9 protein-coding genes are annotated in these 14,413 nt (G+C 40.0%); 2 read left to right on the forward strand and 7 right to left on the reverse strand.

From position 1 onward, the window contains the following. Positions 1 to 32 precede the first annotated feature (32 nt). Positions 33 to 467 carry a DUF6526 family protein gene (locus FQ087_RS08725; RefSeq protein WP_149580069.1) on the reverse strand — a complete coding sequence of 145 codons (435 nt, stop codon included), beginning with the start codon at positions 465 to 467 and terminating at the stop codon, positions 33 to 35. 774 nt (positions 468 to 1,241) lie between these two features. Then, positions 1,242 to 2,225, reverse strand: a complete 984-nt coding sequence (locus FQ087_RS08730; RefSeq protein ID WP_149580070.1) for an NAD-dependent epimerase/dehydratase family protein — start codon at positions 2,223 to 2,225, stop codon at positions 1,242 to 1,244. Positions 2,226 to 2,518: 293 nt separating this feature from the next. Between FQ087_RS08730 and FQ087_RS08735 the strand changes: the two genes are divergently transcribed. After that, positions 2,519 to 3,181 (forward strand): ribonuclease H family protein, encoded by a 663-nt coding sequence (locus FQ087_RS08735; protein ID WP_149580071.1) that lies wholly within the window; start codon positions 2,519 to 2,521, stop codon positions 3,179 to 3,181. A 768-nt stretch (positions 3,182 to 3,949) separates the two neighbouring features. Here the strand turns inward: FQ087_RS08735 and FQ087_RS08740 are convergent. The 5 genes from FQ087_RS08740 to FQ087_RS08760 all read right to left on the reverse strand — a co-directional run bounded on the left by FQ087_RS08740 (position 3,950) and on the right by FQ087_RS08760 (position 12,977). Next, positions 3,950 to 5,398 carry a DEAD/DEAH box helicase gene (locus FQ087_RS08740; RefSeq protein ID WP_149580072.1) on the reverse strand — a complete coding sequence of 483 codons (1,449 nt, stop codon included), beginning with the start codon at positions 5,396 to 5,398 and terminating at the stop codon, positions 3,950 to 3,952. A gap of 125 nt (positions 5,399 to 5,523) precedes the next feature. Next, positions 5,524 to 6,990: a protein adenylyltransferase SelO gene (locus FQ087_RS08745; protein ID WP_149580073.1), complete on the reverse strand. Its 1,467-nt coding sequence runs from the start codon at positions 6,988 to 6,990 to the stop codon at positions 5,524 to 5,526. Between the two features lie 636 nt (positions 6,991 to 7,626). Then, entirely contained in the window at positions 7,627 to 9,372 is a 1,746-nt protein-coding gene (locus tag FQ087_RS08750; RefSeq protein WP_149580074.1) for a GMC family oxidoreductase, read from the reverse strand. A 15-nt stretch (positions 9,373 to 9,387) separates the two neighbouring features. Next, positions 9,388 to 10,203: a gluconate 2-dehydrogenase subunit 3 family protein gene (locus tag FQ087_RS08755; protein ID WP_149580075.1), complete on the reverse strand. Its 816-nt coding sequence runs from the start codon at positions 10,201 to 10,203 to the stop codon at positions 9,388 to 9,390. A 1,364-nt stretch (positions 10,204 to 11,567) separates the two neighbouring features. Next, positions 11,568 to 12,977: a SulP family inorganic anion transporter gene (locus FQ087_RS08760; protein ID WP_149580076.1), complete on the reverse strand. Its 1,410-nt coding sequence runs from the start codon at positions 12,975 to 12,977 to the stop codon at positions 11,568 to 11,570. Positions 12,978 to 13,097: 120 nt separating this feature from the next. On the opposite strand from FQ087_RS08760, the gene FQ087_RS08765 reads away from it, so the two are divergent. Further along, positions 13,098 to 13,661, forward strand: a complete 564-nt coding sequence (locus FQ087_RS08765) for a recombinase family protein (protein ID WP_149580077.1) — start codon at positions 13,098 to 13,100, stop codon at positions 13,659 to 13,661. The last annotated feature ends 752 nt before the right edge of the window (positions 13,662 to 14,413 follow it).

A 14,413-nucleotide genomic window follows, 5' to 3' on the forward strand; every position in this document is an offset into this window, starting at 1 on the left:
CACGCCCAATCTGTAATACTTATTTTACATAATCAAACCCTCTGGTGATCAGCCCGCCACATTTGAATAGATTGCTTAATTTCGATAGGAGTAAGATTTTCAGCCACAGCTCGATCGACTAATCCAACAAACTCCTCATCTGGTGCAAAACGAAGTGCAATTAACTGGTTAATCGTAAGGCCAGAATCGATCCGTTTAGTCGTTAACATATAATAACGTAGCTGTTCCTCTGTACGAATAAGACGATCTTGAAGCTTAAGCGCATACATACGTGCCAGAATTCCGGAAATTATGGCTAATACCATTAAACCTAACAAGAGAATCGTTTGAAGGGTTAATCTACCATTCCCCAACTCATAAATAGCGTAGCCGAACACAGAAACTAGCATGACAAAACTTAATGGCAGCCAAATATAATGTTGCAATGGCTGATATTGCGTATGCTTTTCAACTGATTGCTCTTTCATTTCAACACCTCCGTATATCTATAAGGTTATACTATCACGTCTGTTGATTAACCAACATTAACTAGAAAACAAATTAATCAAGCACTAAGCGTCACAAGTACAGTTTATTTTAGATTGCTTTAGATTGAACGACTCTAATACTAGTACCGAGATATCTTGAACTATAGGGATGCGACTTCGTCGCATCCCTATAGTCTTTTCCGGTAATCCGTATTGTGGTCGTTCATCCGTCGCTCTCCAAAAGCACAAGCACACGACTTGCTTATGCTTTTTGGGACGAAAGAATAGTTGGCTTCTTATCTGGATAAAGGCATCCAAAAATACAATTTTGGATGCTCACTCCTTCTCTATAGTCTTTCTTATTTTAAGGAAATGTTAATTTCTACAGGATTACACATGATGACAAGCATGATTTTATTGAAGGTAAAGAAGGTACGTATTGTAGAAAATGCAAGTGTGCTTGAAATTGTATCTTCGTGCACATTTAACTTCTGTGATAAGCCACCTATTCTTATTTACCAAGCAACTGCAATTCACACTTGAACGTTGTAGGTACGCGACACGCAACTAATTGCAACACTTGCCCCTTGGTAAAACTACCGTAATTACTTTAGCCGAAAGCAAGCCGGTAACGTACTAGTCAAAATAAAGACTTTTGTGCCTACCTTAACAGTATCTTATGCAAGAAAATGATTAATCAACAGACTTGATAAGGCTATAATATATAACAAAACAAGTAGTTAGAAGTAAACGTGACTAAAACTTACCTTCAAGTCAATTTGATATTCCTTCACTCACATTTGCAATTAATATTTTTTCAATTTCATTTGTTGGACCAGCTTTGCATTTTTCGGCATCAAGATGTTTCGCCCATTCCCTCGTGTCATCCGCAGTTGCTCGTAGTGGACGAATCGAGAGCCCAGCATCTACTGCATTAGATGCATCGACAATGAAAAAGCCTTGTGGATATTGTTCTGAAATCGGAATCCAAAATGGGAAACGATACTTTACATCCATCTCTACTTTTGCCACAACATTATCGGGAATGACTATTTTCTCTGCACCTTGGTCAGAAGTTAGTTCGTTGATGAACGTTTCGAATGAAACTGGTTGTGAAGCAGCATTAAATGTCCCTGTTTTCTTTTCTTCAACCATTTCGACAATCCATTTAGCTAAATCACGAACATCAATCCATTGTACTTTCCGGTCACCTCCCGGTATGGCAATCGGTCCTTCCTCTACAGCTCGCATAGCCCAATATGTGAATCTATCAGTTGGATCATAGGGACCTACAATGATGCAAGGTCTAATAATGAGTGCTTTTCCACCAAATCCGTCATTCACTTCTTTTTCGCACATTACCTTTAGCGGACCGTAAGTTTCACCCGTTACTTCATCCGTGTTGACAATATGAGCGAATTTTGAGCTATCCTCGTTTACATCACCTTTTGAGTGATCATCGTAAACTGAGATCGTTGAAATAAATGTATAATGATTGGTTTTTTCTTTCAATGCCTCAATAACCGGTTTTACATCATTTGGCGAATAGCCACTTGTATCAATGACGGCATCCCAATTTTCTAGCGCAACCTGATCCATATTTGTGCGCCGATCCCCTACGATACGACGACACGCTGGAAATAAATCTGGATTTGTTTTCCCACGATTGAATAGTACTACTTCATGCCCGTTTAGTAGCGATTGTTCAACGATATGACGACCAACAAACGATGTACCCCCGATAACTAATAGTTTCAAGTAATAACCCCCGATGAATTTTTTATAGAATTCCTATCTTACAAGTACTTGTTCTCTATTTACTTTCGCAATTCCTCCACTATACAAAAGAGAATTTGGATCTATGCGACAAACAGTTACGAAAAATTCACGTGTCTAAATAAACTTATATAGCAGATCAAATCCCAATTGGGTATCCGACAAGTTGATGTCCTCATAAATGTTACCTGCATTGGGTAAACTTATATTGTATCTGATTTGTTGGATGAGAAATGAGAATACTAGACAAACTTACTGATGTAGGAGGATTTACGATGAATATTCTAATCGAATGGATTTACAGAATACCTAAAGGTCCGGAAACTGTCTTTCGCTCTGAAGAGATGCCCGCAGCACAAGCCCTACTTTTTGCGGAAGACCTGGAGCGGACCAAGCGCGCCAAAAGCATATCATTCATTGACCGGTTCGACAGCACATGGACTGTTAAAGAGATGAAGGGCTATTTGAAGGGGATCGAAACCGAACCGCATAATGTCTCGGTCTATTTCGACGGCGGCTACGACATTGCGACCAGCAAATCAGGATTAGGCTGCGTCATCTATTATGAGCAGAGCGGGAAATCGTATAGATTAAGGCAAAATGCGCCTTCTGCAGAACTCACATCAAACAACGAGGCAGAATATGCAGCACTTTACCTGGGTCTGCAGGAGCTTGAACTTTTGAATGTCCACCATCTACCTGTTCGGTTCATCGGGGATTCCCAGGTGGTCATCAACCAGTTGACGGGAGAATGGCCCGTGCTAGAAAACATTCTATCGGGCTGGGCAGACCGTATTGACGATAAACTGAAAGATCTCGGTATCCAACCAGAGTACGAACTGGTGCAGCGGAAATTAAATTCAGAAGCAGATCGGTTAGCGACACAGGCACTGAATGGGGTCTCGATTACTGCAACCAGCGAAATACCAGTGAATTAGTGATACAAAAAACACGTCTGTTGATTAACCATATATTTGCATGAAATACTGGTGAAAAGGGCTTGATAATCTCCGTTTTCACTGGATCATTTCCGGACCGCTTTCGGTTAACTTTTCATGACAGATTTAAGGAGGAATTGCAATTCATTCCTCCCCAGAGGTATCCTAGTGTGGCTACATTGTTCAAATGAAAATGCAGTTATGTTTGAAAGAAACGAATAGATGACTTTCAATGGAGAGTGTAAGTGCCCGAAGATGCAATTTCGGGCACGCTTGTACTTTGTACAATGTGTTCCTTGCTTACTTTTAGTAAAGATATTCATCTAAGCTTGTGTTTCCTATTAGAAAGTGACACTTCCTTAAAATAAACAAGAAAAAACCATAGAGAAAGCATCAGCCGCCAAAATTGCATCTTTGGCGGCTTTTCTCCAGGTAAGAAGCGAGCTATTCTTTCGTCCCAATAAACCTCAGTACACTGTGTACTTATGCATTTGAAGCGCGACGGATGGAGGACACCCATACGATAACCTAGGGATGCGACAAAGTCGCATCCCTAGGTTATCGTACTAGAAGTCATTCAATCCAAAGTGAGCCAAGTGCGCAACTATACAAGTGCGGCCGTGGGGATTAAGTTAATCAACAGACGTGACAAAAAACTTACAGGTACCTATGTGACTAACAATCACGAACATTTAAACGCTCATGATTGTTTCTTACACAGGTACTTCTAACTAATCATTTGGCTACTTAAACTTGCTTATTGCACTTTCAAATTATATTTGCCTTGCTAACTTTAAGCTTCTTTCCTTTGACTGTTACTTCTTTCATCGCCTTCATAACTAATGAACCTTTGCCATTTAGAATATCAATATAGGTCAAATCATCCTGTATGGTAATAATACCAATATCATCTGCTGATACTCCTGGAAGTTTCGCAATCGTTCCTACAAAATCTACTGCTCGAAGCTTCTTCTTTTTTCCGCCGTTGAAATGGAGCTTCATGCTACCATTGCTAATTGGCATATTTTTACTATGCCCTACTTTTTGACGACCACTGACTTTCACCTCGAAAGCATTTAATCCAGCAGCTACTTTCTGCTGCCTTGGTGCTTCCTCAACAGGTATCTCAAAGCCAATATATGTTTCAATTGCTTTAAGGAGTTTGCTGTCATTTGGAGTTGCAAACGTAATTGCTTTTCCTTTATTGCCAGCACGACCAGTTCTGCCTGTTCGATGAACATAGCTCTCTTTTTCCATCGGAACGTCATAGTTGATAACAAGTGTTATTTTTGCGACATCGATTCCTCTTGCGGCCACATCGGTCGCCACGAGATAACGGAAATTCCCCATTTTGAAGCCTTCCATAACTGCGAATCGGTCTTCTTGTACAATTCCTCCATGGATTTTTTCACAAGAATAGTTGGATCTTTCTAATTCTGCAAACACAGTGTCCACATGTCCTTTAGTTCTGCAAAAGATAATACAGCTATCCGGGTTTTCTACAACTGTAATGTTTTTAAGCAATGACATTTTCCCTGCTTCTTTCACTTCAATCACGCTATGTTCAATCGCACTCGTCGTGATTTCTGCAGAAGCAATTTGAATGTTTATGGGGTTTTTCATATAATTACTGCAAAGATTTTCAACTTTTTTAGGCAATGTAGCGGAAAACACCATCGTTACTCTATTAGAAGGAAGTTTTTTTATAATGGCCTCAACTTGGGCGACAAAGCCCATGGTCAGCATTTCATCAGCCTCATCTATAATCAGGTAGTTTATTTCATCTACTCGTAATGTTCCTCTTTCAATATGGTCCATCACACGCCCAGGTGTACCGACAACTATATGCGTTTTCTGCTCCAATTGTTCTTCTTGTTGACTAAAGGGCTCTTTGCCGTAAACCGCCACGGCTTTAATTCTTTTAAATCTCCCGATAGCTGTTACATCCTCTTGAACTTGAACGGCAAGCTCCCGTGTTGGCGTAAGAATTAATGCCTGTGGATTTCGCCCCTCCCAATCGATCATTTCGCAAAGTGGGATTCCAAAAGAAGCCGTCTTGCCACTACCAGTTTGAGATTTCACTACGAGATCCTGCTTTTTCAACGCTCTTGGAATGACTTCGCTTTGAACCTCTGTCGGCGATTTATATTTCATCAAAACAAGAGCTCTTGTTATTTCATCGCTCAAATTATAATCTTCAAAACTTCTTTCACTCATTTATGTAACCTCATTTTTTTATTATTATGTGTAGCTCTTCCATTAATCCATAACCTAAAATAATGCTACCTAAAGAAAAGGGTAGCATTACTATGTACTGCTAGTAAACCATGAAAAACAAATTATTAAGTACCGCAAAAGGTTTGGTAAGGGCTTGATGATTGCTTAGGAAGAACGGAATAATCAGTCTCCCCAGGAGTATACGCATACGGACTTGAAAGAACCTCAAGTAACTGCTCCATCACACTGTAGTCTCCATGTTTCACTGCGGCTTCAAGTGCAGCTTCTACTTGATGGTTACGAGGAATTAACGCAGGATTACTGTCCCGCATCAACTGTTGAGAGCTGACATTCGATTCCTGTTGCCTGCCTAGTCTTGCCTGCCACAACTCATACCACTGAGCAAATTCTGGAGTCCCCAAAAGGACATTTCCCTCCATCTTATCAAAAGTCAATGCTCGGAAAGTATTAGTATAGTCCGCACGATACTTCTCCATCATATGAAGAAGGTCTTCAATTAGGGATTCATCCTCTATTTCTTCATTAAATATCCCCAGTTTTGCTTTCATTCCCGCAAGCCAATTCGAATGATACTGCTCCGGGAAATCTGAAATGGCATCCTGCGCCAGTTTGGCACCCTCCGCATAATCTTCATGCAGTAGTGGTATCAGACTTTCAGCAAATCGCGCAAGATTCCACTCGACAATATTCGGCTGATTGCCATAGGAATAGCGCCCTTGAACGTCAATCGAACTGAAAACCGTTGCCGGGTCATAGATATCCATGAAAGCACAAGGACCATAATCGATGGTCTCCCCACTTATCGTCATATTATCTGTATTCATCACCCCGTGTACAAAACCAACGAGTTGCCATTTAGCAATCAAGGCAGCCTGACGTTTAATAACTCCCTGTAGCAACGCAAGATAGCGGCTCTCATCCGCTTCAATCTCCGGAAAATGGCGCTGTAGTGCATAGTCAGCCAGAATACGAAGTTCCTCATCCGTGCCCCATTTCGCAACGTATTGAAAAGTACCGAATCGCAAATGACTGGCAGCCACCCGAGTCATAATGGCACCTGGAAGGTCGGTTTCACGAATGATAGACTCACCAGTTGTCACTACCGCTAGACTACGAGTGGTTGGAATTCCAAGCGCATGCATGGCTTCACTGATGATGTATTCGCGTAACATCGGTCCAAGTGCCGCTCGACCATCTCCCCCACGGGAATATGGTGTTCGGCCCGAACCTTTGAGCTGAATATCAAATCGATCACCTAAAGGAGTGATTTGTTCGCCAATTAGCATTGCCCTTCCGTCCCCTAGCATCGCAAAATGACCAAATTGATGCCCCGCATAAGCTTGCGCAAAAGGTATTGCACCTTCTGGAATTCGATTCCCAGCCAGTACTTCTATGCCCTCTTCGCTTTGCAGCGCTTGGATATCCAACCCGAGGGATGTTGCCAATGAATCATTTAATATGATCAACTTCGGTGCCTTTACAGGGTTAGGCTTGAGGATGCTAAAGAATGATTGTGGCAGACGAGCATAACTGTTATCAAAGTTCCATCCTGATTCTATTTTCTTTGTCATCGTATCTCCTTTCTTCTTTCGTTTTTTCGTCCTATTTTCACTTTTATTCAAAATATAAAGTATGGTATTCCTGCCCATAAGGCAGCCCTTATTAGTGTCTACTTCTAACAATATATTATACCCTTTCAAAACCTTAATGACTGTTTGAAAGCTTTCACGTTCAAAAATTCAAGTGAAAGTCACTGTGCAGTTTACTACTAAGCTAATTCAATACAAGTAATATAATTACACATGATAGTCTTTTCACAATCAACATACCTGACCCCAAAAATAACTAATAGAACATTCATACAAAAGCTAAAATACAACGGAAATTAAATAAAAAAAAGCCCGTCAACAATTCTATGCACAATACGTCATTCACAACGTTGAGATAGTTTGTAACGAGCAGTGTAAAGTTGTATTTATAAAGAAAAACTACACTTTCCAGAGACACTAGATTACATCGACTATAGAACCTGAGGCAATGTGATTTCGTGAGCCTGCGTTATGGATCTTGTCCTGCAAATACGAATAATACGTAAAATGCCGAATTTAGATTCAGCAGGTTGCATTTCGGCAGGATGAAGCCCAAGATCCTTTCATGTGACAGTAAAGTGGTACTTGACTATCTTACTTTACACGTGTGCCCGACAATTAAGCTTGGAAGCTTTTCCGTTTTTCTTCTACCAATTGGCCGCCTTCTTTGAGGTATTTCTCAATCCCTTCGGATGCTCGGTAAGCCAACGCGCCGATTGTTGCCGTCGGATGATGTCCCCCGAAGTGCGGAAACGCGGAACCCCCTACAACAAATAGATTTTCTACATCCCACATTTGCAAGTAGTTGTTCACCGCAGACGTTTCCGGGTCGGCTCCCATAACAACGCCTCCTGCATAATGCCCGCCTTGATAGATGTGATCGAATTCTTGCGGGACCTCGTCCTCATCAATAATATCTGCACCCATCTGCTCCACGATTCCCTTCGTTTTCTCGATGCCGAATTTGGCAATATTACGATCTTGATCCGTGTATTTATTCGTGACACGCAGAAGGGGATCGTTAAACTCATCTGTATACGTTGGATCTAAATCTAAATAATTATGCCACCAAGGCATGATTGCCGGAGTGTACCATACAACCAAATTTCGGTTCGTATAGAAAATAGACTTTTCTTTAAACTCCGCTCCCCATCTTGGTGTGCCCTTCGGAACATGGTTACTGGCAATAGCCGCATCCCCGTATTGTCTAAGTTCAATTCCTCCACCATTTATAAAGTCTAGATTCGTGTGATCGAAATTATCACCAGCAAAATCGCTTAATGCGCCACCTAATGCGCCCGCCCCCATATAGAGATTAAACTTTTTGTCATTAAAAAATCCTCTGGCCCCTAGGAAAGTAATGTTAAACTGACCGTTAAAGTTTCTTCCAATTACACCTTTTCTCGTTTTTGGATTATAAGCTCGGCCGATATTAGATAGCATTAATAAACGGTTGTTCGTTAACGAAAAGGCAGCTAATACAACTACATCAGCAGGCTGTTCATATTCGATTCCGGTGTTTGTATCGACATACATCACACCTTTGGCTTTGCCACCTTCGTACAAGACACGGCGTACATAAGATTCTGTTCTTACTTCGAAATTCCCAGTCTTTTTGGCTGTTGGAATCACCGTTACCATCGGATCTGATTTTGCTCCGAAATCGCATCCGTATTGAGTACAATACGAACAAAACATACATTGATTGATTGTTTCTCCATCCGGATTTTCATACCCCTCAGACAGATTACCCGATGGCACTTGATACGGGTGATAACCCAACTCTTTCGATGCCTTTTTAAATAATGTGATGGCCGGCGATTCCTTCATCGGGGGGGTTGGATAGTCACTTGAGCGCTCTTCGCCAAACGGATCCCGTTCACCCGATATACCGGCTGTTTTTTCAAATCGGTCATAATATTTTTCGAATTCTTGATAGGTGATTCCCCAGTCCTGTATCGTCATGCCCTCTGGAATCTTCTTTTTTCCGTAGCGTTCGACGGTTTTACTATATATTTCAAAATCATAAGGCATAAAACGATACGTTGCTCCCGCCCAGTGGACACCGCCGCCTCCTAAATTCGTGCCAGCCATCATTTCGCTACGCGTTCTTACCGGTAATGCGATTTCCTCCAGCGTATTACGGGAAGTAATGGTTTCAGGAGCTAGATTTTGCATCATTTCGTATCGATCCGTAAATCGCAACTCATCTTTAACGCCTGTGTAATCCTCTCTTGTTCGATCTCCACCGCGTTCAAGTGCAACAACTTTATAACCTGCTTTAGCAAGCTCAGCTGAGACAATACCACCAGCCCACCCTGTCCCTACCACAACAACATCTACTTTTTTCAGTTTCTCCGCCATATGAACCACCTCCAATTATCCGTGAACTTGATAATCCTTTAAGCTTTCTTGATTCATAACAATAAATTCTTTTTCTTCTATCTGACCAAGATACCCCATCCGAGGACCAGGGTATTCTTTCATTTTCCATCCCATCATATCTTTATTGCCGCCATATAAAGGATCAGCATAAGCCCCTTCTAAAGTCGACTGCAAAAGCAAACTGAAAAAGGTCTTCGCGTCTACCCCTTTCAAACTGACTTTGTTTTCTTCAAACATGTGCAGCACTTCATCTTGCTGATCTCCTTTCGCCTCCACAAACTTCATACCAAACTTCTCTTGTGACACACTATCTAATTTTCTAAGTCCAAGGATGAAAATTTCACCTCTATTTAAACGCGTTTGATATCTAGCAGTTGGGGTCGGTAATTGTGTTTCCGTATTAGGCCCTTGTTTATCCTGGTTACCTTGGACTTGCTGAGTTTGGATAAAAGGTCCTTTCATATATTCCTTCGCATTAATTCCCCACGATCCAGCTAATTGTTTGTCAATAAAGAAAGGTACAGCCAATTCAATTGCACCCGGACCATTATCATTTTTCGGGAAAATTCGTTCTGTGGCTGCTGATAATATTTCAAAATCCTCTTTACGGCTGAAAAACATTCGTGCCTCTTGTAAATTTGCCGTTTCCTTTTGGTTATTAACGACCGGTTGTTTTTGAAACTGTTTTGTCAGCAATCCCCCAAACAAAGATCCGCCAACCACACCTCCCGCTACCAATCCAGAATTTTTAAGAAATTGACGTCGGCTTAATCCCTCTTTCTCATTTTTAACAGATGGTTCCTTTGTCATTCAGCTTCCCTCCTCAAAGGTTTCTTTAACTTATATCAATCCCATTATTTCCTACATTATCCGTAAATAAACACCTACAAAGAAAGGTAGTTGTGAAAGACCTTTGTGATAGACGATTATGAGGTCCTAGCATAAATCTTGTCGACAAAAAAAGGATAGATCACCGCCTTAGCAGCATCTATCCTTTTCTAAAGTTCAAGCTTTTTCTACGGTAACCGTACAGGCTGTTTCATTGTATCTACCATATGCAGCGTGATAGCTAGGCCCCCCCTTTGACTGGCGGAAACGGTTCTCTACCATCGATTCCATCGATCTACTTCCAAATGCCATTTTCTGAGTGAATCTTCAACCCTATTAAAAAATAATCATGAATATCTAATCCCCATATATTTCTTCTAAATGATGAATTTCAGTGTTTAAAGATTTAATTACACTAAAACGATGATATGGTAAGTGGTTGTATTATTAATAAACACACGTGCCGATTATCTAAAATTAACTAGAAATCAACTTGATCAAATACTATGTGTCCGAGTAAATTTTCTTTTAGATCGCTTTGGTTTGAACGACTCCTATACCAGTACCGAGTTGAAAAGATGTATAGTGATGCGATTTCATCACATCACTATACATCTTTTCGGTAATCGTATGCTTGTCGCTCATCCGTCGCTCTCAAAAAGCATAAGTACACGAAACACTAAAGCTCTTTGGGAGGAAAGAGTAGCTGGCTTCTTCCCTAGAAAAAATCCGCCAAAGATGGAATTTTGGCGGCTGATGCTTTCTCTATGGTTTTTTCTTATTTATTTTAAAGAAGTGTCATTTCTAAAGGGAATCACGTGATTCACTGCATAATCTTAGCTGAAAATAAGTAAGCAACACATCGTTAAAAATACTATAGTGCCCGAAATTTCATCTTCGGGCACTTACAATTTTTATATAAAGTCATCTATTCTTTTCTTTAAAAGCAACTGAATTTTTCACTTGAACATTGTAGGAAAGCGACAGGCAACTACTCACAACAGTTTTATTGAAAAGAGTGTGGCTAGAAGTGACTTCGTCACTTCTAGCCACACACGCCTCTCGAGGGAGGAATGAATTGCAATTCCTCCTTAAAACTGTAATGAATATTTCGCCGAGAGCGAGCCGGAAATGGTCCAGTGAAAATAGAAGTTATCAAACCCTTCTCACCAGTAATTATTGCGAATAAATGGTTAATCAACAGACCTGTAATTTCACTTATATTACTCCCACCTAAATTCACGTGATAAACCTATCTATTCCTTTTATACCATCTAGTTGAGAGAACTTTAATATCACTTTCTGCCCCATCAATTGCTTCAGAAATTCTCATGTAGACTCCTCACTTATACTAAACGTTTGTACAACTGTTCACTCGAAGAATTTAATCCTTGAATCTGTACCTTCACACCTTTTTTCTCAAGTTTCTGTTTCACTTTCAATATTGCGCCGACTGCAGATTCATCCCACAGCTGACTATTTTCAAAATTAATAACGATTTCATTTTCTAAAACGTTATCGAATGATTGAATAAATTTTGTGGTGGATGCAAAAAACAAAGGACCTTTTACTTTATATCCATCCAAATCATGCGTTACTGTTACACGAGAAATTTTTGAGACAAAGAATAACGCACTTAATATAACACCACTAACTACACCAATCGCCAAATTATGTGTATATAAAATAATCGCAACTGTAATTAGCATAACAAGTGACTCAGATTTAGGCGCTAGTTTCAGAAACTTAAACGAACCCCAATTAAATGTTGTCATACTAACCATAATCATCACACCAACAAGAACAGGCATCGGAATTTTGATAACAACATCACCTAAAACGATAATTAAAAATAGAAGAAATACACCCGCGGTCAATGTCGATAAGCGTCCTCGTCCACCTGATTTAATATTGATGATTGATTGACCAATCAAAGCACATCCTGCCATCCCACCGAAAAAACCAGTGATAAAGTTGGCTATCCCTTGTCCACGTGCTTCTTTATTTTTATTACTCGGTGTATCAGTCATATCGTCCAGTACTTGTGAAGTAAGTAATGATTCCAATAAACCAACAATCGATAAAGCCAAAGAATAAGGTAAAATAATTTTTAATGTTTCAAAGTTAAATGGAATATCTGGGAGAAAAAAAACCGGTAACGAATTTGGCATTGTCCCAAGATCACCTATCGTCTGTAACTTCACACCACTTATGAGCGCAATACTTGTCATCACGACAATCGCAATCAGAGGTGCAGGAATAGCCGTGAAAAATCGCGGAATCGCGTAAACTAAAATTAAGGTAACAATCGCAAATATGTAGGTCATACTGTTTGACCCAAGTAAATAGGGCATTTGCGTAATAAAAATCATAATCCCTAGTGCATTCACAAATCCAAGCATGACGGAATTTGGGATGAAGCGCATTAAATTCGCAACACCAAGCCCTCCCAGTATTAATTGAATAATTCCAGTTAAAATTGTGGCTGCAAGTACATATTGTAGGCCGTGATCCGCCATTAAGCTGACGAGTACTAAAGCCATCGCACCTGTAGCAGCCGATATTAAACCAGGTCGGCCACCTACAAACGAAGTGATGACCGCAATTGTAAACGAAGCATATAAAGCGACACGTGGATCTACACCCACAATGAACGCAAAAGCCAATGCTTCAGGAATAAGTGCTAGTCCTACAACTATGCCCGCTAAAATATCGGCACGCACATTCCCAAACCACTGTTGTTTTAGAGTATACATATTGTTCCCCTCTCATGATGTCTAAAATTACGAAAAAGATAATACCAATGTTAAAATGTTAATAGCATATCACTTTTAGTCCCATAAGTGAATAGTTTTGGGAAGTTAGGAGCAAAAAAAATGAAATACGGATATATCCGCCCGATCGTCTTCGACCAACAATGTACCCATCAATTAAGTGACTTATTCATTGATACTTTATTTAAAGAGACACATGGACTTGCCAGGAAAAGAACAGAGCTTGAACATTTATTAATGACTGTCCAAAAAGGTGACGAATTGTTCATCCAAAACATTGTAGTACTAGCCGATTCCTTGCAGCAGCTTTTAGATATTTTACGACTAGCAGAACGAGATCAAATTATCATTCACTTCGTCGATGAACAATTAACCAATCAAACGATACAAAATTCATCACTACTGCAAAGCGCTACTTTTTTTGCGAATTTACAATCTAAATTTCTAAGCCATTCTTCTACATTTACGCTACAAGCAGCTAAACAGCAGGGCAAATCCGTTGGTCGTCCACGAAAGGCAGATGACAATTTACAGCTAGCTTTTTCAATGTATGACAGTAAGAATTATACGTTATATGACATAAAAGAAACGACTGGAATTAGTAAATCTACTTTATATCGTTATTTGGATGATCGCTCTACAACGTTACCCGATGAGAAAGAGTAGTAGCGATTTCCATCCACATACTTTACACCACGTCTGTTGATTAACCAATAATAACTAGTAAATAACTTAATCCCCCTGGCTGCACTTGTATAGTTGGGTTTTGGGATCGCTTTGATTGAATAACTTCTAGTACGAGTACCGAGATATCTGTATGTGTAGGAATGCGACTTTGTCTCATCCCTACACAGTTTTTTCGGTAATCGTATGGTTGTCCTTCATCCGTCACGCTCCTAATGCATAAGTACACAGAGCGCTGAAGATTTTTGGGACGAAAGAATAGCTGGCTTCTTACCGAGAGAAAAGCCGCCAAAGATGCAATTTTGGCGGCTGATGCTTTCTCTATGGTTTTTTCTTATTTATTTTATTGAAGTGTCACTCTCTATAGGGATTTACATGTTTAGATGGATGATCTTTGCTAAAAGTAAACAAGGAACCCATCAGTAAATCTGTCATGAATAGTTTGCCGAAAGTGGTTCGAAAATAGTCCAGTGAAAATGGAGGTTATCAAGCCCTTCTCACCAGAATTCTCATGTGAATATATGGTTAATCAACAGACGTGACTTTACACATAAATAATCCCCTCTCAAGTCTAGTAATAGACTCGAGAGGGGATTTTATATTCTTATGGGTTATGTGGAAAATCACATCATGCAACCTATAGGATCCGTGCTATTGCGCTTGTATACCTACTATTACAAATCGCTTTTATTCCATGTTTTGAAGTGTTTCCTTCTATTATATATATCCATTAA

Source organism: Sporosarcina sp. ANT_H38 (assembly GCF_008369195.1).
Taxonomy (GTDB): Bacteria; Bacillota; Bacilli; order Bacillales_A; family Planococcaceae; genus Sporosarcina.

Bases quoted from the DNA above. Each gene is read 5' to 3' on its own strand.
- FQ087_RS08725 (WP_149580069.1), bottom strand. From the start codon at position 467: ATGAAAGAGCAATCAGTTGAAAAGCATACGCAATATCAGCCATTGCAA.
- FQ087_RS08735 (WP_149580071.1), top strand. From the start codon at position 2,519: ATGAATATTCTAATCGAATGGATTTACAGAATACCTAAAGGTCCGGAA.
- FQ087_RS08740 (WP_149580072.1), bottom strand. From the start codon at position 5,398: ATGAGTGAAAGAAGTTTTGAAGATTATAATTTGAGCGATGAAATAACA.
- FQ087_RS08745 (WP_149580073.1), bottom strand. From the start codon at position 6,990: ATGACAAAGAAAATAGAATCAGGATGGAACTTTGATAACAGTTATGCT.
- FQ087_RS08750 (WP_149580074.1), bottom strand. From the start codon at position 9,372: ATGGCGGAGAAACTGAAAAAAGTAGATGTTGTTGTGGTAGGGACAGGG.
- FQ087_RS08755 (WP_149580075.1), bottom strand. From the start codon at position 10,203: ATGACAAAGGAACCATCTGTTAAAAATGAGAAAGAGGGATTAAGCCGA.
- FQ087_RS08760 (WP_149580076.1), bottom strand. From the start codon at position 12,977: ATGTATACTCTAAAACAACAGTGGTTTGGGAATGTGCGTGCCGATATT.
- FQ087_RS08765 (WP_149580077.1), top strand. From the start codon at position 13,098: ATGAAATACGGATATATCCGCCCGATCGTCTTCGACCAACAATGTACC.